Source organism: Micromonospora sp. CA-244673 (genome assembly GCF_050948395.1).
In the GTDB taxonomy this organism is placed as follows: Bacteria; Actinomycetota; Actinomycetes; order Mycobacteriales; family Micromonosporaceae; genus Micromonospora.
In genome coordinates this window covers 6816988-6837012 of record NZ_CP192019.1, presented here as the reverse complement: position 1 = coordinate 6837012, position 20025 = coordinate 6816988, and the positions used below count along the sequence as shown (strand labels likewise).

Here is a 20025-nt window from a genome sequence, read left to right as displayed (position 1 = left end):
GATACCGCCAGGTCGGCGAGCTGGCAACCGCCTCGGTGAGCTGGTGCCCAGCGGGGCCGGGTCAGGGGCGGGGGAGCGGGACCGGAGGGCCGTCGCCCGCGAGCCGGAACGACTCCTCGCCGACCGGCTCGACAAGGCCGTCGGTGACCAGCCCGGCGAGCGCCCGGGCCCGCTGCACGTCGTCGTGCCAGACCTGGTCCAGCCGCTGGTGCGGCACCGGCCCGGTGGCGTCGCGGAGCACCGCGAGGAGCAGGCCGCGCACCTGACGGTCGGTGCCGGCGTAGCGCTGGGGCCGGCGGGTCGGGCCGGCCGGGGCCGCCTGGCCGGAGGCCCGCCAGGCGCAGCTCGACTCGACGGGGCACACCCCGCAGCGCGGGGCCCGGGCGGTGCAGACCACCGCGCCGAGTTCCATGAACGCCGCACTGGCCAGGGCCGCCGCGGCCGGCTCGATCGGCAGCAGTTCCTCGGTGGCGACCAGGTCGGCGGGGCGGGTGGCGGGCCCGGCGTCGGGCTCGCCGGCGATCGCCCGGCACACCACCCGCCGGACGTTGGTGTCGACCACCGGGTGCCGCTGCCCGTACGCGAAGGCCGCCACCGCCCGGGCCGTGTACGTGCCGACCCCGGGCAGCGCCAACAGCTGGTCGAGCCGCTCCGGCACCTCGCCGCCGTGCCGTTCCACGACGGCCACCGCGCAGTCGCGCAGGCGTACGGCCCGGCGCGGGTAGCCGAGCCGGCCCCACATCCGGATCGCCTCGGCGGGCGTGTCCTCCGCCAGCGCGGCCGGCGTCGGCCAGCGGGACAGCCACGCCTCCCAGGCCGGCAGCACCCGGACCACGGGTGTCTGCTGGAGCATGACCTCGCTGACCAGGATCGCCCAGGCGCCGATCCCCGGCTGGCGCCAGGGCAGGTCGCGGGCGTTGCGCTCGTACCACCGGCTGACCTGGGTGGCGAAGGTGGGCTCAGACATCGCGCCGCCAAGGATGTCACGGGCGGCTTTCCCGCGGGTTGGGCGGGGCGGGCGGGCCGTCGCGGCCGGCCGGCGGTGACGGGGCAGAATGTCCGGATGAACGAGCTCGCGATCACCGTCATCGGCCGGGACCGGCCGGGCATCGTGGCCGACGTCGCCGAGGTCCTCGCGCGGCTCGGCGCGAACCTCACCGACTCGACGATGACCCGGTTGCGGGGACACTTCGCGATGACCCTGATCTGCGTGGGCCCGGCCGCCGCCGACGTCGAGGCCGCGCTGGCCCCGCTCGCCGCCGAGGGGCAGCTCCTGGCCACCGTACGCGCGGTCACCCCCGACGGGCAGGCCGCGCCCGGCGGCGAGCCCTACGTGATGGCGGTGCACGGCGCGGACCGGATGGGCATCGTCGCGGCGATGACCCGGGTGCTGACCGACTCGGGCGGCAACGTGACCGACCTGAGCACCCGCTTGACCGGCTCGCTGTACGTGGTGGTCGCCGAGGTCGAGTTGCCGCCGGGCAGCGCCGACGAGGTGGCCGGCCGGCTCGCCCGTACCGCCGCGGAGTTGGGCGTGGGGGTCAGCCTCCGCCCGGCGGACACGGACCTGCTGTGACGGCGGAGGAGTACGCCGGCCTGGGCGGCTGGACGCCGGAGAAGCTCGGCCTCCCCGGGGCGGTACGCCCGGTCGTGGCCGCGCCCGACCCGGTGCTCAGCCGGCCCGGTCCGGCCGTCGACCCGACCTCGGCCGAGGTGGTCCAGCTGGCCGCCGATCTGGTCGCCACCATGCGGGTGTCGCCGGGCTGTGTCGGTCTGGCCGCGCCGCAGGTCGGGGTGAGCGCCCAGGTGTTCGCGGTGGACGTGACCGGGCACCCGAAGGCGGTCACCGTGCACGGCGCCTTCGTGCTCTGCAACGCCACGGTGGTGGAGTCGAGCCGCTGGAAGGCCGGGCGGGAGGGCTGCATGTCGGTACCCGACCTGACCGGTGACGTGAAGCGGGCCGGCCGCCTGGTGGTCGAGGGTGTGCTGCCGGGCAGCGGGGACCCGGTGCGGCTGGTGACCGACGGGTTCGAGGCGCGGGCGCTCCAGCACGAGATCGACCACTGCGCCGGCCTGCTCTTCCTCGACCGGGTGGCCGGGGCGCACGCCGTCTACCAGCGCAAGGTCTACCTCTGACGGGCAGTGGTCCGGCGGTGCCGTTCGGTGGTCGGGGCCGTCCACTGTGGATCGGCGGGACGGCGGGGCGAAGGACCCTCGGCGCGTCGGACGGGCGGGCCGGGCGTCGCGCCGTTACGGTGAACGCATCATGCGTATGACGGTCGGCCCGCTGCCTCCCGCCGTGTACTGGCGGCGTCGAGCCGTCGTCTTCGGAGCCGGGCTGCTTTTCCTGATTGTCCTGCTCTATTCGTGCACCGGCACGGACCGCAACGACAACCCGTCGGGCAAGTCGGGGGGCAATGCGGGCGGCTCGCCGTCGGCGGCCGCTCCCGGCCCGACCGGTTCGCTGCTGACTCCGCGGTCCACCAGCCCGTCGCCCACCCCGGGTGACTCGGGTGGGGGCAGCGGGACGAGCGACGGCGGCGGCACGGGCACCGACAACGGCGGCGGCCAGAACGGCGGCGGCACGAACGACGGTGGCGCGCCGGTCAACCCGGTCGTCGACGAGGGCACCTGCGCCGATTCGGAGCTCCAGGTGACCCCGGTGGCGTTGCCGGCCTCCGCGCAGCGGGGCACGGTGGTCACCCTGCGTCTCAAGGTCAAGAACATCTCGGAGCGCACGTGCACCCGGGACGTCGGGGCCGACCTGCAGGAGCTCTACATCAAGGCCGGGGCGGCGAAGGTCTGGTCCTCGGACACCTGCGGCACCGGCAAGGGCTCCGACCCGCAGTCGTTCACGCCGGACTTCGAGCGCTCCTACGAGCTGGGCTGGAACGGGCGGGACGTGAGCCGCTGCGCCAACGGCGTGGCCGCCGGCCCGTACGCCCCGATCGGCACGTACCAGCTCTTCGCCCGGGTGGGCACCAAGCTCAGCGAGCCGGTGAAGCTCACCATCACCGGCTGACCGCGGTCAGACGTAGCGCTCCAGGATGGACGCCTCGGCGAGCCGGGACAGCCCCTCGCGGACGCCCCGGGCGCGGGCGTCGCCCACCCCCTCGACCGCCTGGAGGTCCTCCACGGTCGCGCCCAGCAGCCGCTGGAGGCTGCCGAAGTGCACCACCAGCCGGTCGACCACGGCCGCGGGGAGCCTCGGCACCTTGGCCAGCAGGCGGAAGCCGCGCGGGCTCACGGCGGCGTCGAGCGCGTCGGAGGCGGACGGGTAGCCGATCGCCTTGGCCACCGCGACCAGGTCGATCAGCTCGGTGGCGCTGAGCAGGTCCAGCTCGACCAGCGCCTCGTCGAGGGTGCGGGACTTCCGGCCCACCGGCAGGTAGTCCCGGATGACCAGGGTGCGGTCGGCGTCGACGCCCGCCATCAGCTCGTCCAGCTGGAGGGCGAGCAGGCGGCCGTCGGTGCCCAGCTCCACGACGTAGCCGGCGATCTCGTCGGCGATCCGGCGGACCATCTCCAGCCGCTGCACCACGGCCACGGCGTCGCGGACGGTGACCAGGTCCTCGATCTCCAGGGCGGAGAGCGTGCCCGAGACCTCGTCCAGCCGGAGCTTGTAACGCTCGAGGGTGGCCAGCGCCTGGTTGGCCCGGGAGAGGATCGCCGCCGAGTCGTCCAGCACGTGCCGCTGGCCGTTGACGTAGAGGCTGATGATCCGCATGGACTGGCTGACCGAGATCACCGGGTAGCCGGTCTGCCGGGCCACCCGCTCGGCGGTGCGGTGCCGGGTGCCGGACTCCTCGGTGGGGATCGACGGGTCGGGCATGAGGTGCACCGCCGCCCGGACGATCCGGGTGCCGTCGCTGGAGAGCACCACGGCGCCGTCCATCTTGCACAGCTCACGGACCCGCGTCGCGGAGAACTCGACGTCGAGCGGGAAGCCGCCGGTGCAGATCTGCTCGACGATCTTGTCGTAGCCGAGCACGATCAGCGCGCCGGTGCGGCCGCGCAGGATCCGCTCCAGGCCGTCGCGCAGCGCGGTGCCCGGCGCCATGAGGGCGAGGTTGGCCCGCAACGGGTCGCCGCCGGCCCCGCCGACGCTTCCGGTGACGCTCACGCTGATGGCACGGGCGGGGGAGCCCACGGCGCCGGTGCGGGCGTGCGGCGTCGTCGCGGCGGGCTTGGTGGCATCGCGGTCGATCGGCACGGGCACAGTCTACGGACTGCGGTGCGGTGGGTGCTCTCGTGGTTACTGTGATGTGTCACGATGTCCGGCTCCCCCGATCGGCGACCGGTTGCGCCGGCTGTCCGGAATCGCCCGGCCGGTCCCGCCCCACGCCTACGGACCGTCACTCCGCCGACGCGCGCGCGGCAGCCTGGAGGGCCGCCCGCACGTCGGTGACCTCGGTCACCCGCATGTTCTCCGGGGCGCCCACTCCACTGCTGCCCGGGCCGCAGCCGGGCGGCACGAGGGCCACCCGGAAGCCGAGCCGGGCCGCCTCGGCCAGCCGGCGGGGCACCGCCCCGACCCGGCGCACCTCGCCGGTGAGGCCGACCTCGCCGATGGCCACCAGCTGCGGGTTGAGGGCCAGGTTGAGCCCGCCGGAGGCGACCGCCAGCGCCACGGCCAGGTCGGCCGCGGGCTCGACCACCCGGATGCCGCCCACCGTGGCGGCGAAGACCTCGCGGTCGTGCAGGGTCAGCCGCTCGGTGCGCCGCTGGAGCACCGCGAGCACCATGGCCAGCCGGGCGCCGTCCAGCCCGGAGACGGTGCGCCGGGGGGAGCCGGCGACCGTGGCGCCGATCAGCGCCTGCACCTCGGTGACCAGGGCGCGCCGCCCCTCCATGGCCACCGTCACGCAGGTGCCCGGCACCGGCTCGGAGTAGCGGGTCAGGAAGAGGCCGGACGGGTCGGCCAGGCTGCTGATGCCACCCTCGTGCATCTCGAAGCAGCCCACCTCGTCGGCCGCGCCGAACCGGTTCTTCACCCCGCGGACCATGCGCAGCGAGGAGTGCTTGTCGCCCTCGAAGTGCAGCACCACGTCGACCAGGTGCTCCAGCACCCGGGGGCCGGCGACCTGGCCGTCCTTGGTGACGTGCCCGACCAGCACGGTGGCCACGCCGCGCTCCTTGGCGACCGCGACCAGCGCCGCGGTGACCGCCCGGACCTGGGTGACCCCGCCGGGAACGCCCTCGGTGCCGGTCGTCGAGATGGTCTGCACCGAGTCGAGGACCAGCAGACCCGGCTTGACCGCGTCGAGGTGGCCGAGCACCGCCGACAGGTCGCTCTCGGCGGCGAGGTAGAGCTGGTCGTGCAGGGTGCCCATCCGCTCGGCGCGCAGCCGCACCTGGCTGACCGACTCCTCACCGCTGACCACCAGCGACGGGCTGCCCGCGTTGGCCGCCCACTGCTGGGCGACGTCGAGCAGCAGGGTGGACTTGCCGACCCCCGGCTCGCCGGCGAGCAGCACCACGGCGCCGGGGACCAGGCCGCCGCCGAGCACCCGGTCGAGCTCGCTGACCCCGGTGGCCCGGGCCCGGGCGGGCGCGGCGCTGATGGTGGCGATCGGGCGGGCCGGCTCGGCGGGCATCCGGGAGCTGACCACCCGGCCGGAGACCAGCGGGCCGCTCACGGTGCACTCGACCACCGAGCCCCACTCGCCGCACTCGGGGCAGCGGCCGACCCACTTGGGGGGCTGGTGGCCGCAGGCGTCGCACTCGTAGGCCGGGCGGGGCTCACGGGCGGCGGCGCGGCCGCGGCCGGCAGCGGCGCGGGGCGAGGTCGATCGGGGCGTGCTCACCCCAGGACGCTAACCGGACGGTACGACGAAAGCCCACCCGGAAACGGCGACACCGCCGGCGTGGCGCTGGCCACGGCGGCGGTGTCGACGACGATCGCGGGGTCGGTCAGCTGTGGCCGCCGCCCTCGTTGCCGCCCTCCTCGAGGCCACCGGGGTGCCCGGCGCCACCCTCCTCGCGCGGCTGGACCACCGGCGAGGGCGGCGCGGCCGGGGTCAGCGGGACGCCGACGGCCGCACCGGTCTTGATCACCTTGCCGTCGCCGAAGTCGAAGGTCAGGTTGACCGGCTCGCCGACCCGCAGGTCCTGGTTCAGGCCGACGAGCTGGAGGAACCGCGGGCTGGAGCCGGTGAGCTGCACGTAGCCCAGGGCCGGGATCTCGAACCGCGCCGGCTGACCGGCCGGGGCCGAGCTGGCGGACGGCGACGGGTTGGCCGAGGCGGAGCCGCTGGCCGAGGCGGAGCCGCTGGCGGACGGCGACTCCCCGGTGCCGAGCGACTGGCTCGGCGAGGCGCTCGGGTCGGTCGCGGTGGGCGACGCGGAGGCCGGCTCGGTCGGCGAGCCGGTCGGGGTGGCCCCGTCGCTGCCCGCACCGGCGCCGCTGAGCAGGACCTCGCGGGCGCTGTCGGTGGTGACGGTCACGGTCACGGGCTGCTGGCTGTCGTTGTAGAGCACGACGTTGACCCGCGCGTCGGCGCCCGCCTTGTAGCCCTCCGGGCCGGGGAACTCCAGGTAGAGGCCGCGCACCTTGTAGAGGTTGTCGGGGGTCTGGACGTTGATGCCCTGCACCGACGGGATCTTGTTGGCGGTCTCGGCCACCTGGCCGGCGCCACACCCGCTCAGCAGCAGGCCCGCCGCCGCCGTACCGGCCAGCAACAGGGCCGCCCGCCGGGAACCCCTGATCGAGCGCGTCACGTCGGTCCTCCTCGTCACGATCCCCACCCGGCCGGACGCCGGACACGGGGTGGCCATACCCGCGCAGACCGCGCTCCAGGGTAGTTGGAGCTGATCGAGGGCCGCACGCCGACCCGGTAATGCCACCTACGAGGGGACCGGTCAGACCACCCGACCGCTCGCCACCAGCAGCACCACATCGATCAGCGCCACGACCATCACCGCCCGGAAGGCGGCCACCGGCCGGGCGGCGGCCCGGGTCGCGGCGCGGCCGGCGTACCAACCCAGGGCCGGCACCGCGACGGCGGCGGCGATCGCCGACAGGCCGGCCCACGACGGCGGCCCGGGCGGCCCGACCACCAGGGCGACGGTGGCCGCGAGGAGCAGCCCGGCGGCCGCCACCCGGCTGCCCGGCGCCCCCAGCCGGTGGGGCAGGCCCCGCACCCCGGTCCGCGCGTCGTCGGCCAGGTCCGGCAGCACGTTGGCGAAGTGCGCCCCGGCGCCCAGCAGCGCGGCGGCCGCGACCAGCCACACCGGGGGCGCGGGCGCGCCCGGCAGCGCCAGCACCACGAAGGCCGGCAGGGCGCCGAACGAGACCGCGTAGGGCAGCACCGAGACCGGGGTCGACTTCAACGGCCAGTTGTAGAGCAGTGCCGAGACCAGGCCGAGCGTGGCGCAGAGCGCCGCCGCCGGACCGGCGGTCAGCGCCAGCAGGGGAGTGGCCGCGGCGGCCGGCACGGTGGCGCGGGCCAGGACCCGCCGCGAGACCGCGCCGGTGGTCAGCGGCTTGTCGGTACGCCCCACCGTGGCGTCCCGGTCGGCGTCGATCAGGTCGTTGCTCCAGCCCACGGCGAGCTGGCTGGCCAGCACCGTGAGCGACACGGCGGCGATCCCGCCCGGACCGTGGCCGACGGCCCGGGCGAGCAGTCCGGCCACCACGGTCACCGCGGCGGCCGGTTCCGGGTGGCTCGCCCTGACCAGCCCTAACACCGACATCGACATAAGGGAAGTCTGGTCGTTACCGGGGAGTCGTGCCACGCTCGGTCCATGCGAGACGCGGCAGCGGTGTCCACCCCGCCCCGGGTGCTGCCGCCCAACGATCCCCGCCAGTACGACGACCTGGCCGGCGAGTGGTGGCGACCGGACGGCGCCTTCGCGATGCTGCACTGGTTGGCCCGGGCCCGTGCGGCCCTGGTGCCAGCGGCGTCCGAACCGGACGCACTGCTGGTCGACCTGGGCTGTGGCGCCGGGCTGCTCGCCCCGCACCTGGCCGGCAAGGGCTACCGGCACGTCGGGGTGGACCTGACCCGCTCGGCCCTCGACCAGGCCGCCGGCCACGGCGTGACGGTGGTCCAGGGCGACGCCACGGCGGTCCCGCTCGCGGACGGCTGCGCCGCCGTGGTCTCGGCCGGTGAGCTGCTGGAACACGTGCCGGACTGGCGGCGCGCGGTGGCCGAGGCGTGCCGGCTGCTGCGGCCCGGCGGCCTGCTGGTGCTCGACACCCTCAACGACACCCTGCTGGCCCGGCTGATCGCCGTGGAGCTCGGCGAGCGGCTGCCCACCGTGCCGCGCGGCATCCACGATCCACGGTTGTTCGTGGACGCCCGCGCGCTGGTGGCCGAGTGCGCCCGCCACGGCGTGGCGCTGCGGCTTCGCGGGATCCGCCCCGAGCTGGGTGGGACGCTGACGTGGCTGCTGCGTCGGCTGCGCGGCGGTGACCGTCCCGTGGGGGCGGAACCGCGCATCGTGCCGACCTGGTCGACCGCGGTGCTCTACCAGGGCCGCGGGCACCGGAGCGGGTAGCGGGGGCCGCCCGGGGTAAAGGGGACGCCGAGAAGGGGGCTACATGACTGTGCACGCGCTGGAGGCGGCCCGCAGGCTGGCGCCGCGACTGGCCGCCCGCGCGGCCGACCACGACCGGGACGGCTCGTTCCCGGTCGACGACTTCGCCGACCTCCGGGAGGCCGGCCTCTTCGGGCTGATGGTGCCGCGCGAGCTGGGCGGCCTGGGCGCCACCTTCGCCGAGTACGCGGCGGTCGCCACCGAGCTGGCCCGGGGCAACGGCGCGACGGCACTGGTGTTCAACATGCACGCCTCGGTCACCGGCGCGCTGGGCGCGGTGACCGAGGAACTGGCCGAGGCTCTGGGCGTACCGGACGAGGCGCTGACCGCCCGGGACCGGCTGCTCCGCGCGGCGGCCGAGGGCGCCTGGTACGCGGTGGCCATGAGCGAACGCGGCGCCGGCGCACGGCTGTCGCAGCTCAGCACGGTCTACGAGGCGGCCGAGGGCGGCTGGCATCTCAAGGGCAGCAAGACGTTCTGCTCCGGCGCGGGCCACCCGGACGGCTACCTGGTGGCCGCCCGCAGCGCCACCGACCAGTCGGTGGTCTCCCAGTTCCTGGTCCCGGCGGGGGAGGGGATCACGGTCGAGCCCACCTGGGACTCGCTGGGCATGCGCGCCACCTCCTCGCACGACCTGCACCTGGACGTGACCGTGCCGGCCGACCGGCTGCTCGGCGGGGTGGAGGGGCTGGCCCTGGTGGTCGCCCAGCTCATGCCGCACTGGCTGGTGGCCAGCTACGCGGCCGTCTACGTCGGGGTGGCCCGGGCCTCGATCGACGCCGCCGCCGAGCACCTGAACGCCCGCAACCTGGCCGGCCTGCCGGCGGTCCGGGCGAGGCTGGGCCGGGCCGACGCGGCCGTCGCGGCGGCCGAGCTGGTGGTGGCCGAGGCGGCGCGCCGGGTCGACGAGGCGCCCGGCGACGCGGAGACGAACCGCTGGGTGTGGCGCGCCAAGCTGCTCGCCGGCACCACCGCGGCCGATGTGGCGGCGTCCATGCTGGAGGCCGCCGGCACCTCCGCCACCCGGCGGGGGCATCCGCTGGAGCGGCTCTACCGGGACGCCCGGTGCGGCTCGCTGCACCCGGCCACCTCCGACGTCTGCGCCGACTGGCTCGGCATCGCCGCGCTCGGCGGCGACCCGGACCGCGACGGCTCGACGCCTCGTTGGTGAGTGCGAGAAGTGAGCCGGTCTTGCGAGCCCCGCTGTCGCGAACGACGGGCGGTTTGGTGAATCGGCTTACGAGCCCCGCAGTCGCGAACGGACGGTGCTCGTTGGTGAAGCGTGGGGTTGGGGACGAGAGGTGGGGGACATGGGCGTGCCGGTGATCGCGGGCCTGGGTACGGCGCAGCCGCCGTCCGCCGCGCAGGACGAGCTGTGGGCGGGCTTCTTCGCGAAGCACTTCTCGGGGACCACCCGGGCGTTGGCCGAGCGGATCTTCGCCAACTCCGGCGTGTCCCGGCGCCAGGCGGCGGTGAACCCGCTGCTGGAGGACGTCTCCGAGTGGCCCACCGAACGCCGGATGCGGCGCTACCAGGTCGAGGCGCTGCCGCTCGGCAAGGAGGCGGTCGGCCGGGCGCTGACGGCCGCCGGCCTGGACGCCGGTGACGTCGGCCTCTTCGTGGTCTGCTCCTGCACCGGGTACGCCACCCCGGGGTTGGACATCCTGCTCGCCCGGGACCTGGGCATGGCCCCGGACACCCAGCGCATGTTCGTCGGGCACATGGGCTGCTACGCGGCCCTGCCGGGGCTGGGCGCGGCGAGCGACTTCGTCACGGCCCGGGGCCGCCCCGCGCTGCTGCTCTGCGCGGAGCTGACCAGCCTGCACATTCAGCCGCCCGGCTCCCGGGTGGACACCCAGCAGATCGTCTCGCACGCGCTCTTCTCGGACGCCGCGGTCGCCGCCGTGGTCGTCCCCGGCGGCCGGGGGTACGCGCTGCGCGAGGTCACCTCCGTCACCGACACCTCCACGGCCGACCACATGACCTGGGACGTCACCGACACCGGCTTCCGGATGGGCCTGTCGCCGAAGGTGCCGCAGGTGCTCTCGCACCACGTCCGGGGCCTGGTGGACGACCTGCTGACCCGGCACGGGTGGCACCGCGACGAGGTGGACGGCTGGGCGGTGCACCCGGGCGGCCCCCGCATCCTCAACGTGGTGGAGCGGGAGCTGGCCCTGCCGCCGGCGGCGCTCGCGGCGTCCCGCGCCACGCTGGACGAGCACGGCAACTGCTCGTCGCCGACGGTGCTGCTGATCCTGGACCGGCTGCACCGGGCGGAGACGCCCCCGGAGCGGGTGGTGATGCTGGCCTTCGGGCCGGGCCTCACCCTCTACGCGGCCCTGCTGGAGCGCACCGCCTGACGGGACGGTGGCCGCCGCCCCGCGCCGATACGCTCTGCGCGTGGCTCCCGACGAGCGGATCCGGCGCACGGTCCTGGCCGGCCTGACGGTGGTGGTGCTGGCGGCCGGCGTGGGCTGGTGGCAGGCGGCGGCGCCGGCGCTGGGGCGGACCGGGCCTGACCCTGCCCCGTCCACCGGCGCTTTCCGTCAACCCGGCCTCCGGGTGACGCTCGACGCGGAGACCGGGCGGGTGCTGCCGGGGCCCGAGGCGGATCCGGACGCGCCGGTGGTCGTCCACGAGGATCCCGGCGGCGTGGCGCGGCGTCTCGAGGTCTGGCAGACGGTGTGGCGGGAAAAGTCCCTCCTGATGCCGGACGGCGCACCGGTGACGCGCCGCGCGAGCGCCTCGGACGGCGCCCAGTTCCTGCTCGTGGTCCGCTGCTCCGGCTCGGGCGCGGTCGCCGTCCGGTTCACCGGCTCGTCCGACGACGAGACGGAGCGGATGCTGAACTGCGAGGGGCCGGACGCCGTCTCGTTCTCGGTGGTGGACGCCCGCGGCGGGCCCCTCCTGGTGCGCTTTGTCGCCGTCCGCGACCAGGTCGACCTCGACGCCCGGCTGGACGCGCTGGGCTGAACGGCGGTCAGCCCGCCAACCGGGCGAGGTCGTCGCGATAGTCCGTCACCGGCCCCAGCTCGGGCACCACCCGCACCAGGGCGCCCTGCCGGTCCACCAGCAGGGCGGCGGCCGTGCCGGGATGGGCGGACAGGTGCACGTAGGAGCGGAGGCCGCCGGCCGGGTCGGCGAGCGGGCGTACCCCCGGTGCGGCGGCGGCCCCGGCGGCGCGGTCCTCGGTGACGGTGACCACGGTCACGCCCGGCGGCGCGGCGGCCGCCGCGGTGCTGACCTGCTCCGGGCAGGCGCACGCGTCCACCAGGATGATCATGGCGGGCAGCAGGCTGCGCAGCGGCACCGGTGCGTCGTCGGCGCCGACCAGGTCGAGCGCGGGCAGCGGCCCGACGGGGGCCGTCGGGTACGGCAGCACGGTGGGCGCGCCCCCGGAGCGGCTCGCCCGGGGCCAGGTGACGGCGGCCAGCCCGGTGAGAGTGATCAGCACGGCGACCAGGAGGGCCAGCACCGGCAGCCCGACCGACGGCCGGACGGCCGGACCGAGACGTGGCCCCTGGCTGCCCCGGCGGTCCGCCCGGCGCAGCTCGCGGCGGACCTGGCGGGCCTCCTCGGCCAGCGCCGAGGCGTCGTCGGGTACGACCACCCGGCCCCACTCCGGAGGCAGGTCGGGAAGCCCTTCCGGTGGCCCGTGGCCCTCAGCGTCAGGCATGCCCATCGGACCCCCAGGAACCGTCTCGGTGAGCGGACGTCAGTCCACTCCAAGGGTCCCGCACCGGTCGTCGTACCGCCACACCTGGGCGGAGGTGGAATTCCGGAGCTACCATGGAAGGAGCGCATAGCCCTAGATATGAACGCTTCCGTCACTCTTACCGGGTTGTCATCCGATGGTCACGGAGCGTGTCGAAACCATCGGCTTGACCGCCTGTCAAGCTGAAGAAATACCTCTCACAGGGCCCCTGAGCTGCGCCAACGGTCAGGACAGCGGTGAGACATCGGTGCCTGAGCGTGTTACCCTAGACACAGCGAAAGGGGTTTCGAACCTATGGTTTTCAGTGTCGGCGAGACCGTTGTTTACCCCCACCACGGGGCCGCACTCATCGAGGCAATCGAGACTCGGGTCATCAAGGGCGAGCCTAAGCAGTACCTCGTCCTGAGGGTCGCGCAGGGTGACCTGACGGTCCGGGTGCCCGCCGAGAACGCCGAGATCGTGGGTGTGCGAGAGGTGGTCGGCGAAGAGGGCCTGGGCAAGGTCTTCGACGTGCTCCGTGCACCGCACACCGAGGAGCCGACCAACTGGTCGCGGCGTTACAAGGCGAATCTGGAGAAGCTGGCCTCCGGTAACCCGCTGAAGGTGGCCGAGGTCGTCCGCGACCTGTGGCGCCGGGAGCGGGAGCGGGGTCTCTCCGCGGGTGAGAAGCGCATGCTGGCCAAGGCACGCGACATTCTCGTCGGCGAGGTCGCGCTGGCCGAGAAGAGCACGAAGGACGAGGCGGAGACGCTGCTCGACAAGGTGCTGACCGAGGCCTGATCCACAGCAGTCGTCGTACCCACCCCGTAGCAAACGAATCCGAGGACCGCGACGTGACCGCGCAGCTCAACCCGCGCGGTGACGTCGCGGTCCTCGTTCCTGCGGCCGGAGCCGGGGTACGCCTCGGCCCGGGTGCTCCCAAGGCCCTCCGGCTGCTCGCCGGGGAGCCGCTGCTGGTGCACACGGTCCGCCGGGTCGCCGCCGCACGCTCGGTGCACACGATCGTGGTGGCCGCCCCGGCCGCCGACGTCGAGTCGGTCCGGCTGCTGCTCGCGCCGGTTGCCCCGGTGACCGTCGTCCCCGGCGGCGCCGAGCGCCAGGCCTCGGTGGCGGCCGCGCTGGCCGCCGTCCCCGCCGGGCCGGAGATCGTCCTCGTGCACGATGCGGCGCGGGCGCTCACCCCACCCGAGCTGGTCGAGTCGGTGGCCGCGGCGGTCCGCGGCGGCCACGACGGGGTGATCCCGGTGCTGCCGGTGGTCGACACCGTCAAGGAGGTCGACGCGGGCGAGCGGGTCCTCGGCACGGTCGACCGGGCCGCCCTGCGCGCCGTGCAGACCCCGCAGGGCTTCCGCCGGTCGGTGCTGACCGCCGCCCACGAGGCGGCCGGTGACCCGCTCACCGACGACGCCGGCCTCGTCGAGAAGCTGGGCGTCCCGGTGGTCTGCGTACCCGGGTCGGAGCTGGCCCTGAAGATCACCCGCCCGTTCGACCTGGCCCTGGCCGAGCACCTGCTGGCCACCGGCGCCTGACGCGTACCCGGGCGTTCACAGGTCGGCTGTCGACGACGCCCGGCGCAGCCGGTCCCGGACGACGTAGCGCTGCCCCTGCGTGAAGGCGCTGCCCCTGCCTCGCGCGTGGTGTGGGACCGGTGCGGGCAGGGTGAGATGGCCGGCCGAGCCTGGCGCGCTGAGTCCGAACACCTGGTACCGGCCCTCGGTCCAACCATGCTTCCAGCTGGTTTCGATGATGTCGGCCAACTGCGCGTCCCGGGTCAACCCGGTGGTGCGTAGCCGGTTCACCTCACCGGCCGTCCAGTCGACGTTGTCCAACCGGAAGAGGATCTTCGGAACCTCGGGGTGGATCTGTCGCTGCGAGTAGAACGCCAGGTGGTCGACCGGCTGGAACGACCGACCCGGCTGGCAGACGTAGGCGCGTGCCGACTGGTAGAGGCCCCAGGCGTCCCGGGCGGGCACCACGACGGTGTCGTTCCGCGCGGCGGGTCGGCGGCCGTGCACCTCGGTGACCCGCTCGTTCGCCGCCAGCCAGGCGGCGGCATCCGGGTCGGCCCAGCGCACCACGTCGAGCATCTGGGTCAGGCGGAACGGTACGTCCGTCGCCAGGAGCGAGTCATGGTGTGCGAGCCGGTTGCGGAACACCCGGAGGGCGTTCAGCGCGCTGGCGACGTCGTGTCGCTTGCCGGAGGAGTGGGGAAACGCGCGGTGCAGCGCGTCGCGCCACAACTGTTCGTGCTCCGAGCCGAAGAGGCCGACCCAGAATCCGAAGCTCAGCCCCGCGATGATCTGGTCGCGGGTCTCCTTCCTGGGATGTTCCCGGCGGAGCCGGGTGCGGACCTCGCTCACGTTCCGATCGATGCGCTCCTGCGTCTCCTTTCTGCCGCCCATCGGCAGAAGGAACCATGGGATGCCGCGCTCGGCCTCGTTCAGGTGCTCCCGCAGCACCCGGTCGATCGTGTTGCGGGTGACCACCTCGACGTAGTGGAAGGCCTCGAAGGAAGCGGCGGTCAGGGCGGCGCTCCACTCGTAGAGCTCGCAGGCCTTGCTGTCGTCGCCGCCCGCGGCTGCCAGGTAGGTCTGGAAGCGCCCCGGCGAGAGCCAGTGGCGGATCGTTCGTGCGTAGGGGTGGAGCGTCACGGAGGGATGCTAGGCGCAGCCGGAGCGTGATGGCGGCAGCACACGCCGCAACGAAAGGAGCCCCAGGCGCGTGCACGAGGCAGAGGCGACACTGGGGCGTACGACAGAAAGTTAGCTCGGCTCGACCGGGCAGTCAAGGACGCGGCACGACTCCGACAGCCTCGTGCCGCGTACCCTCGGGCCATGATCGTTCCTCGGGTGGCCATCGGCACCGACGTGCACGCCTTCGCGGCCGGGCGGCCCTGCTGGGTGGCCGGCCTGCACTGGCCCGACCAGGACGGCCTGGCCGGCCACTCGGACGCCGACGTGGCGGCGCACGCCGCCTGCAACGCCCTGCTCTCCGCGGCCGGCCTCGGCGACCTGGGCGCCAACTTCGGGGTGGACCAGCCGGAGTGGGCGGGTGCGTCCGGGGTGGCCCTGCTGACCGAGAGCGCCCGGCGGGTCCGGGCGGCCGGTTTCGAGATCGGCAACGTGTCGGTCCAGGTGGTCGGCAACCGGCCCAAGATCGGCCCGCGCCGGGAGGAGGCGCAGCGGGTGCTCTCCGCGGCGGTCGGGGCACCGGTCACCGTCTCCGCCGCCACCACCGACGGCCTGGGTTTCACCGGACGCGGCGAGGGGCTCACCGGCATCGCGGTGGCGCTGGTGTACGAGGCGCCGGCGGTGTGACGCGGCGACCGGGGTGGCCCGGTCGCCGCGCCCGATCAGTCGACGTCCGTGCAGACGTTGTGGGTCGTGCCGTGAAGCATCGTGATGGTCTTCTCGAAGGTGGGCGTGAACTCCACGGCGAACTGGCCGTCGACGATCCACAGCCCCTTCGGCAGCGAACCCGCGTTCTCCCGGAAGCCGAGCAGCACCGGCCCGGTCACGTACCAGGTCATCGAGCCGTCCGTGCCGTAGACGACCAGCGACGTGCCGCTCGCGTCCGCCGTGGACGTGGCTCCGGTCTCCAGGTTGGTCACCCGGTCGATCAGGGCCCCGGTGAACAGCTCCCGCTTCGGTGAGCCGTCGGGGTAGGTCGCCAGGGTCAGCTTCCGGACCTCGTCGACGATCGGTTCGACCCGCACCGCGAAGTCGCACCGGGCTCCGGCGGGCAGCTCGAACGCCTCCTGCGGGGCGGGTTCCCAGGCGCCGGGGGCGCTGCCGCCGCTCGCGGCGGACGCCGAGCCCGGCAGGGCCGTGACGATCGCGGCCACGACCGACGCCACCGCGACGCTCATCTTGAAACGCATGGTCACTCCATCCGTGCTTCTGGTCAGGGCGGGACCAGGATCGCCGGCCGCGCTCACCACGGACTCACCACGCGTCCTGCTCCGGCGGGCCCGAGCCCGCCCGGGCGCCGGGCCGGTCGCCGGGGCACTCACCATCCGCTCACCCCCGGATGACAACCGGCGGCCCGCGCCAGGCTGTCTGTTCGGTATGGAGTTTCGCCTGCTCGGACCCTTCGAGGCCCGCCACCAGGGCCGGCCGGTCGAGGTCGGCAGCCGCCGCCAGGAGCGCTGCCTGCTCGGTGTGCTGCTGCTCGACGCGGGACGGGTGGTCCGCACCGACCGCCTCATCGACCTTCTGTGGAACGGGCGGCCGCCGGTGTCGGCGCGCGGTGCCGTGCAGACGTACATCGGTCGGTTGCGGGGGGCGTTGACGCCCTACGGGGTGCGGATCAGCACCCGGGGGGAGGGTTACCTCGTCGAGGCGGACGGGCACCGCGTCGACGTCGACGATTTCGGCGAGCTGGTGCGGGCTGCCGGCGCCGCCGCCGACCCCGCCGAGCGGGTGCGGCTGCTCGACCGGGGGCTGGCCCTCTGGCGGGGGCCGCTGCTCGCCGACGCGGCGGACGGCGAACTGCGGGACCGGCTGCACGGCACCGTCGAGGAGCTCCGGCTGGTCGCTGTCGAGCTGCGCGCCGAGGCGCAGCTCGCGCTGGGCCAGCACGCCCGGGCGATCGCCGAGCTGATGCCCCTGGCCGCCCGGCATCCGGCCCGGGAACAGCTCGTCGCCGTGCTGATGACCGCGCTGTACCGGGGTGCCCGCCAGGCCGACGCGCTGCGCCTGTACGGGACCACCCGGGAGTTGCTCGTGGACGAGCTGGGCGTCGAACCGGGGCCGCGCCTGCGGGAGGTGCACCGCCGCATCCTGCGGGGCGACGACCGGCTGGACCGGCCCGGGCGGCCCGTCTACGAGGTCCGGGTGCGCGACGAGTGCCTGCCCTGGAGCGTCGGGGGTCACCCGGCGTTGGACTTCTGCAACACCTTCGCCGGGTGGGGGCACGAACCGCCGTTGCCGGGCGCCGAGTGGCTGCGCGGCTACCGCACCCTGGCCGTGTGGGCCGGGCACGTGGGGCTTGTCGACGACGTCTCGGTGAGCCGGCTGCTGCACCTGGGCCGGCGGCGCCCCGGCGAGGCCGAGGCGGTGCTCGCCGAGGCCCGGGGCCTGCGACAGGCGCTGTACGGATGCCTGACCGACCCGGACGACCGGCCCGCGTTCGAGGTGGTCGCCCGGCACGCGGAGGCCGCCGCGAAGGAGCTGGCGTTCCGGCGCGAGACCGACGGTCGCGGGCGCTGGTGGCCGGAGCTCGCGGCCGGGCTCCGGATGCCCCTGCACGCGGTCGCGTGGAGCGCCGCCCAACTGCTCGCCGATCCGCGCCGGCTCACCCTGCGGACCTGCCCGGACGAGCGGTGCGGCTGGCTGTTCCTGGACGAGAGCGGGCTGCGGCGCTGGTGCAGCCTGGGGACCTGCGGACGGTCGCTGGACCGGTCCCGCTGCCACAGCGCCTGACCGGCGTTCGCGCCAGGCGGCGGGGGCGGCGGCCGGCGGTTACGCTCGCCGGGATGCCGAACGACGCCGCCCCCGACCAGTCCGCCGCCGACGGCTACGTCCAGCGCGCGCAGCTCCTCGCCGAGCTGGGCCGGTACGACGAGGCCGCCGAGGAGCTCGACGGCGCGCTCGCCACCGATCCGGGCAACGCCGAGGCGTTGACCATGCTGGCCCGGGTGCACCTCGCCGCCGGCCGCCCGGCGGAGGCGCTGCCGGTCGCCGAGGCCGCCGTGGCCGCCGCCCCCGGGGCGCTGTCGCCGCTGGTGGCGCGCGGTTTCGCCCTGACCGACCTGGGGCGGTGGAAGGCGGCCGCGAGCGCCGGGGACGACATCCTGGCGCGCGGCCCCGACGACGCGTACGCCCAGCGGAGCGCCGCCGCGATCCTGGCCGGCGCGCGCAACGGGCAGCCGGCGCTCAACGCCGCCTGGCGCGGTGTGGAACTGGCTCCGGAGACCGCCCAGGCGCATCTGGTGCTCGGCCTGGTCGCGGCCCGGTTGGAGCTGTACGACCTGGCCGAGCGGGCCTACCGGGAGGCGTTGCGGCTGGACCCGGAGCTGGCCGGGGCGCGGCACGACATGGGCGTGATCCGGCTGGAGCAGCGCCGCTACGCGGCGGCGCTGGAGCAGCTGGTCGAGTCGGCGGCCCTGGACCCGGCGGGCGGCGGCACCCGCCGGACCGTCGGCGACGGGTTGCGCGAGCTGGTCGTCCACGGGGCGGGCTGGTCGCTGGTGGCCACCGTGCTGGTCGCCTTCCTGGCCCCGGTCGCGCCGGGCCCGTCCCGGGTCCTCGCCGTGCTGGCCGCGCTCGGCGGGGCTCTGCTGGCCTGGCGGCGGGCGGCCCGGCTGCCCGGCCTGCTGGACACCGTCCTGCCCGGGCTGTTCCGCACCGACCGCGGGCTGGCCCTGGCGGTGTGCGCGGTGGCCGTCGCCCCGGCGCTGCTGGTGTTCTACGCGCTGGCCGGCGGCCCGTGGCCGCTGGTCGCCGGGATCACCGTGACGGTGGTGGCCGAGTTCATCGTGCTCGCCCGGACCGGCCACCACCCCCGGCGTTAGGCGCGGCGCGCCCAGGTCCAGGCGTACGCGTCGTCCTCGCAGGCGGTCGCCGCGTCGCAGAGGTCCAGGGGGCGGAAGGTGTCCACCATGACCGCCAGCTCGTCGAAGAACTCCGCCCCGATCGACCGCTCCGCGGCGCCCGGCTGGGGGCCGTGGGTGAAGCCGGACGGGTGCAGCGAGATCGAGCCCTGCTCGATGCCGGAGCCGCGCCGGGCCTCGTAGTTGCCGCCCGTGTAGAAGAGCATCTCGTCGGAGTCGACGTTGTGGTGGTTGTAGGGCACCGGGATGGCGCCCGGGTGGTAGTCCACCTTGCGCGGCACGAACGAGCAGATCACGAAGTTCGGGCCCTGGAAGGTCTGGTGCACGGGTGGCGGCTGGTGGATCCGGCCGGTGATCGGCTCGAAGTCGTGGATGGAGAACGCCCACGGGTACATGTGCCCGTCCCAGCCGACCACGTCGAACGGGTGGTTGGCGTACACGTACCTGGTCCAGCCCCGCCGGTGCCGGACCAGCACCTCGACGTCGGTCTCGTCGACCAGCAGCGGGCTGTCCGGCCCGCGGACGTCCCGCTCGCAGTAGGGGGAGTGCTCCAGGAACTGCCCGCGTACCGAGAGGTAGCGCTTGGGCGGGCCGACGTGGCCGGCGGCCTCGATGGCGAGCAGCCGGGTCGGTTCGTCGCCGGTGGGCACGAGGCGGTGGATGGTCGAGGTGGGGATGACGACGTAGTCGCCGGCCACCGCCTCCAGCACGCCGAACGGGGACTCCACCCGCAGCGTCCCGGACTCGACGTAGAGGCAGTGGTCGCCGGTGGCGTCCCGGAACAGCGGCGACGGCCGGTCGGCCAGCACGTAGGCGATCCGGACGTCGTCGTTGGCGAGCAGGTACTGCCGGCCGAGCACGGGGTCGGCGCCGGGCCCGTCGAGCTTGTGGGTGCGCAGGTGCCGCGGCTTGAGCGGCAGGTTGGGCACCCGGGTGAAGGCTGGTGGGGCGAATTCTTCGGCGGCCACGATCGCGGTGGGCGCGTGCCGGTGGTAGAGCAGCGACGAGTCGGAGGAGAAGCCCTCCTGTCCGACCAGTTCCTCGGCGTAGAGGCTGCCGTCGGGCTGGCGGAACTGGGTGTGGCGCTTGCGGGGCACCTCGCCGACCCTGCGGTAGTACGGCATCTCGCCTCCCGTTATGTCCCGTTCTCCGGCCGGTGACGTCCGATAATCGGACGCTGTTGTCCGTTCCTTGTAGCGTCCCGTAGATTCTTGTC

21 protein-coding genes are annotated in these 20025 nt (G+C 74.8%); 12 read left to right on the top strand and 9 right to left on the bottom strand.

Annotation, left to right across the window (positions count from 1 at the left end):
- Positions 1-61 precede the first annotated feature (61 nt).
- The gene (locus ACQP12_RS31515) at positions 62-967 is read right to left on the bottom strand and encodes an A/G-specific adenine glycosylase (protein WP_357941718.1); all 906 of its coding nucleotides are present in this window, start codon (positions 965-967) and stop codon (positions 62-64) included.
- Between the two features lie 96 nt (positions 968-1063).
- Between ACQP12_RS31515 and ACQP12_RS31510 the strand changes: the two genes are divergently transcribed.
- From ACQP12_RS31510 to ACQP12_RS31500, 3 genes are all read left to right on the top strand, one after another.
- Complete coding sequence (locus ACQP12_RS31510; RefSeq protein WP_357941716.1) at positions 1064-1576, top strand: glycine cleavage system protein R; 513 nt, start codon at positions 1064-1066, stop codon at positions 1574-1576.
- Entirely contained in the window at positions 1573-2136 is a 564-nt protein-coding gene (locus ACQP12_RS31505; protein WP_433283649.1) for a peptide deformylase, read from the top strand. Before ACQP12_RS31510 ends, ACQP12_RS31505 begins: the two co-directional genes overlap by 4 nt.
- Positions 2137-2266: 130 nt before the next feature.
- Positions 2267-3022: a hypothetical protein gene (locus ACQP12_RS31500; RefSeq protein ID WP_433283648.1), complete on the top strand. Its 756-nt coding sequence runs from the start codon at positions 2267-2269 to the stop codon at positions 3020-3022.
- Positions 3023-3028: 6 nt separating this feature from the next.
- Here the strand turns inward: ACQP12_RS31500 and disA are convergent, their stop codons facing one another.
- The 4 genes from disA to ACQP12_RS31480 form a co-directional block, all read right to left on the bottom strand.
- Entirely contained in the window at positions 3029-4213 is a 1185-nt protein-coding gene (gene disA, locus ACQP12_RS31495) for a DNA integrity scanning diadenylate cyclase DisA (RefSeq protein WP_091267634.1), read from the bottom strand.
- A 142-nt stretch (positions 4214-4355) separates the two neighbouring features.
- A complete protein-coding gene (radA, locus tag ACQP12_RS31490; protein WP_357941708.1) occupies positions 4356-5807 on the bottom strand; it encodes a DNA repair protein RadA in 1452 nt (483 codons plus the stop codon).
- Between the two features lie 106 nt (positions 5808-5913).
- The gene (locus ACQP12_RS31485) at positions 5914-6720 is read right to left on the bottom strand and encodes a hypothetical protein (protein ID WP_433283647.1); all 807 of its coding nucleotides are present in this window, start codon (positions 6718-6720) and stop codon (positions 5914-5916) included.
- 141 nt (positions 6721-6861) lie between these two features.
- Positions 6862-7701 (bottom strand): UbiA family prenyltransferase, encoded by an 840-nt coding sequence (locus ACQP12_RS31480; protein ID WP_433283646.1) that lies wholly within the window; start codon positions 7699-7701, stop codon positions 6862-6864.
- Between the two features lie 45 nt (positions 7702-7746).
- Here ACQP12_RS31480 and ACQP12_RS31475 point away from each other — a divergent pair, with 45 nt between their 5' ends.
- From ACQP12_RS31475 to ACQP12_RS31460, 4 genes are all read left to right on the top strand, one after another.
- Complete coding sequence (locus ACQP12_RS31475; RefSeq protein ID WP_433283645.1) at positions 7747-8502, top strand: methyltransferase domain-containing protein; 756 nt, start codon at positions 7747-7749, stop codon at positions 8500-8502.
- Between the two features lie 43 nt (positions 8503-8545).
- Positions 8546-9712 (top strand): acyl-CoA dehydrogenase family protein, encoded by a 1167-nt coding sequence (locus ACQP12_RS31470; protein ID WP_433283644.1) that lies wholly within the window; start codon positions 8546-8548, stop codon positions 9710-9712.
- A gap of 139 nt (positions 9713-9851) precedes the next feature.
- On the top strand, positions 9852-10901 hold the full coding sequence (locus ACQP12_RS31465) for a type III polyketide synthase (RefSeq protein WP_433283643.1): 1050 nt from the start codon (positions 9852-9854) through the stop codon (positions 10899-10901).
- A 40-nt stretch (positions 10902-10941) separates the two neighbouring features.
- Complete coding sequence (locus tag ACQP12_RS31460; protein WP_433283642.1) at positions 10942-11514, top strand: hypothetical protein; 573 nt, start codon at positions 10942-10944, stop codon at positions 11512-11514.
- 7 nt (positions 11515-11521) lie between these two features.
- Here the strand turns inward: ACQP12_RS31460 and ACQP12_RS31455 are convergent, their stop codons facing one another.
- Entirely contained in the window at positions 11522-12223 is a 702-nt protein-coding gene (locus ACQP12_RS31455) for a hypothetical protein (RefSeq protein WP_433283641.1), read from the bottom strand.
- A 327-nt stretch (positions 12224-12550) separates the two neighbouring features.
- Here ACQP12_RS31455 and ACQP12_RS31450 point away from each other — a divergent pair, with 327 nt between their 5' ends.
- Together ACQP12_RS31450 and ispD are read left to right on the top strand one after the other, a co-directional pair.
- The gene (locus tag ACQP12_RS31450) at positions 12551-13036 is read left to right on the top strand and encodes a CarD family transcriptional regulator (RefSeq protein WP_007073334.1); all 486 of its coding nucleotides are present in this window, start codon (positions 12551-12553) and stop codon (positions 13034-13036) included.
- Between the two features lie 53 nt (positions 13037-13089).
- Positions 13090-13785: a 2-C-methyl-D-erythritol 4-phosphate cytidylyltransferase gene (ispD, locus tag ACQP12_RS31445; RefSeq protein WP_433283640.1), complete on the top strand. Its 696-nt coding sequence runs from the start codon at positions 13090-13092 to the stop codon at positions 13783-13785.
- 15 nt (positions 13786-13800) lie between these two features.
- Here ispD and ACQP12_RS31440 read toward each other — a convergent pair whose 3' ends face one another.
- The gene (locus tag ACQP12_RS31440) at positions 13801-14907 is read right to left on the bottom strand and encodes a hypothetical protein (RefSeq protein WP_433283639.1); all 1107 of its coding nucleotides are present in this window, start codon (positions 14905-14907) and stop codon (positions 13801-13803) included.
- Positions 14908-15090: 183 nt separating this feature from the next.
- On the opposite strand from ACQP12_RS31440, the gene ispF reads away from it, so the two are divergent.
- Positions 15091-15573: a 2-C-methyl-D-erythritol 2,4-cyclodiphosphate synthase gene (ispF, locus tag ACQP12_RS31435; RefSeq protein WP_357941687.1), complete on the top strand. Its 483-nt coding sequence runs from the start codon at positions 15091-15093 to the stop codon at positions 15571-15573.
- Between the two features lie 35 nt (positions 15574-15608).
- On the opposite strand, the gene ACQP12_RS31430 is transcribed toward ispF, so the two are convergent.
- Positions 15609-16136 carry a hypothetical protein gene (locus ACQP12_RS31430; RefSeq protein ID WP_433283638.1) on the bottom strand — a complete coding sequence of 176 codons (528 nt, stop codon included), beginning with the start codon at positions 16134-16136 and terminating at the stop codon, positions 15609-15611.
- 187 nt (positions 16137-16323) lie between these two features.
- Between ACQP12_RS31430 and ACQP12_RS31425 the strand changes: the two genes are divergently transcribed.
- Positions 16324-17679: a BTAD domain-containing putative transcriptional regulator gene (locus ACQP12_RS31425; protein WP_433283637.1), complete on the top strand. Its 1356-nt coding sequence runs from the start codon at positions 16324-16326 to the stop codon at positions 17677-17679.
- Positions 17680-17732: 53 nt separating this feature from the next.
- On the top strand, positions 17733-18770 hold the full coding sequence (locus tag ACQP12_RS31420; protein ID WP_433283636.1) for a tetratricopeptide repeat protein: 1038 nt from the start codon (positions 17733-17735) through the stop codon (positions 18768-18770).
- On the opposite strand, the gene ACQP12_RS31415 is transcribed toward ACQP12_RS31420, so the two are convergent.
- Complete coding sequence (locus ACQP12_RS31415; protein WP_433283635.1) at positions 18767-19933, bottom strand: homogentisate 1,2-dioxygenase; 1167 nt, start codon at positions 19931-19933, stop codon at positions 18767-18769. The genes ACQP12_RS31420 and ACQP12_RS31415 overlap by 4 nt on opposite strands.
- Between the last annotated feature and the right edge of the window lie 92 nt (positions 19934-20025).

What these genes read in the sequence shown, in the direction of transcription:
- ACQP12_RS31420 (WP_433283636.1), top strand. Translation starts at nt 17,733, where the DNA reads ATGCCGAACGACGCCGCCCCCGACCAGTCCGCCGCCGACGGCTACGTC.
- ACQP12_RS31465 (WP_433283643.1), top strand. Translation starts at nt 9,852, where the DNA reads ATGGGCGTGCCGGTGATCGCGGGCCTGGGTACGGCGCAGCCGCCGTCC.
- ispF (WP_357941687.1), top strand. Translation starts at nt 15,091, where the DNA reads ATGATCGTTCCTCGGGTGGCCATCGGCACCGACGTGCACGCCTTCGCG.
- ACQP12_RS31430 (WP_433283638.1), bottom strand. Translation starts at nt 16,136, where the DNA reads ATGCGTTTCAAGATGAGCGTCGCGGTGGCGTCGGTCGTGGCCGCGATC.
- ACQP12_RS31510 (WP_357941716.1), top strand. Translation starts at nt 1,064, where the DNA reads ATGAACGAGCTCGCGATCACCGTCATCGGCCGGGACCGGCCGGGCATC.
- ACQP12_RS31450 (WP_007073334.1), top strand. Translation starts at nt 12,551, where the DNA reads ATGGTTTTCAGTGTCGGCGAGACCGTTGTTTACCCCCACCACGGGGCC.
- ACQP12_RS31455 (WP_433283641.1), bottom strand. Translation starts at nt 12,223, where the DNA reads ATGGGCATGCCTGACGCTGAGGGCCACGGGCCACCGGAAGGGCTTCCC.
- ACQP12_RS31515 (WP_357941718.1), bottom strand. Translation starts at nt 967, where the DNA reads ATGTCTGAGCCCACCTTCGCCACCCAGGTCAGCCGGTGGTACGAGCGC.
- ACQP12_RS31500 (WP_433283648.1), top strand. Translation starts at nt 2,267, where the DNA reads ATGCGTATGACGGTCGGCCCGCTGCCTCCCGCCGTGTACTGGCGGCGT.
- ACQP12_RS31480 (WP_433283646.1), bottom strand. Translation starts at nt 7,701, where the DNA reads ATGTCGATGTCGGTGTTAGGGCTGGTCAGGGCGAGCCACCCGGAACCG.
- ACQP12_RS31425 (WP_433283637.1), top strand. Translation starts at nt 16,324, where the DNA reads ATGGAGTTTCGCCTGCTCGGACCCTTCGAGGCCCGCCACCAGGGCCGG.
- ACQP12_RS31475 (WP_433283645.1), top strand. Translation starts at nt 7,747, where the DNA reads ATGCGAGACGCGGCAGCGGTGTCCACCCCGCCCCGGGTGCTGCCGCCC.
- ACQP12_RS31415 (WP_433283635.1), bottom strand. Translation starts at nt 19,933, where the DNA reads ATGCCGTACTACCGCAGGGTCGGCGAGGTGCCCCGCAAGCGCCACACC.
- ACQP12_RS31470 (WP_433283644.1), top strand. Translation starts at nt 8,546, where the DNA reads ATGACTGTGCACGCGCTGGAGGCGGCCCGCAGGCTGGCGCCGCGACTG.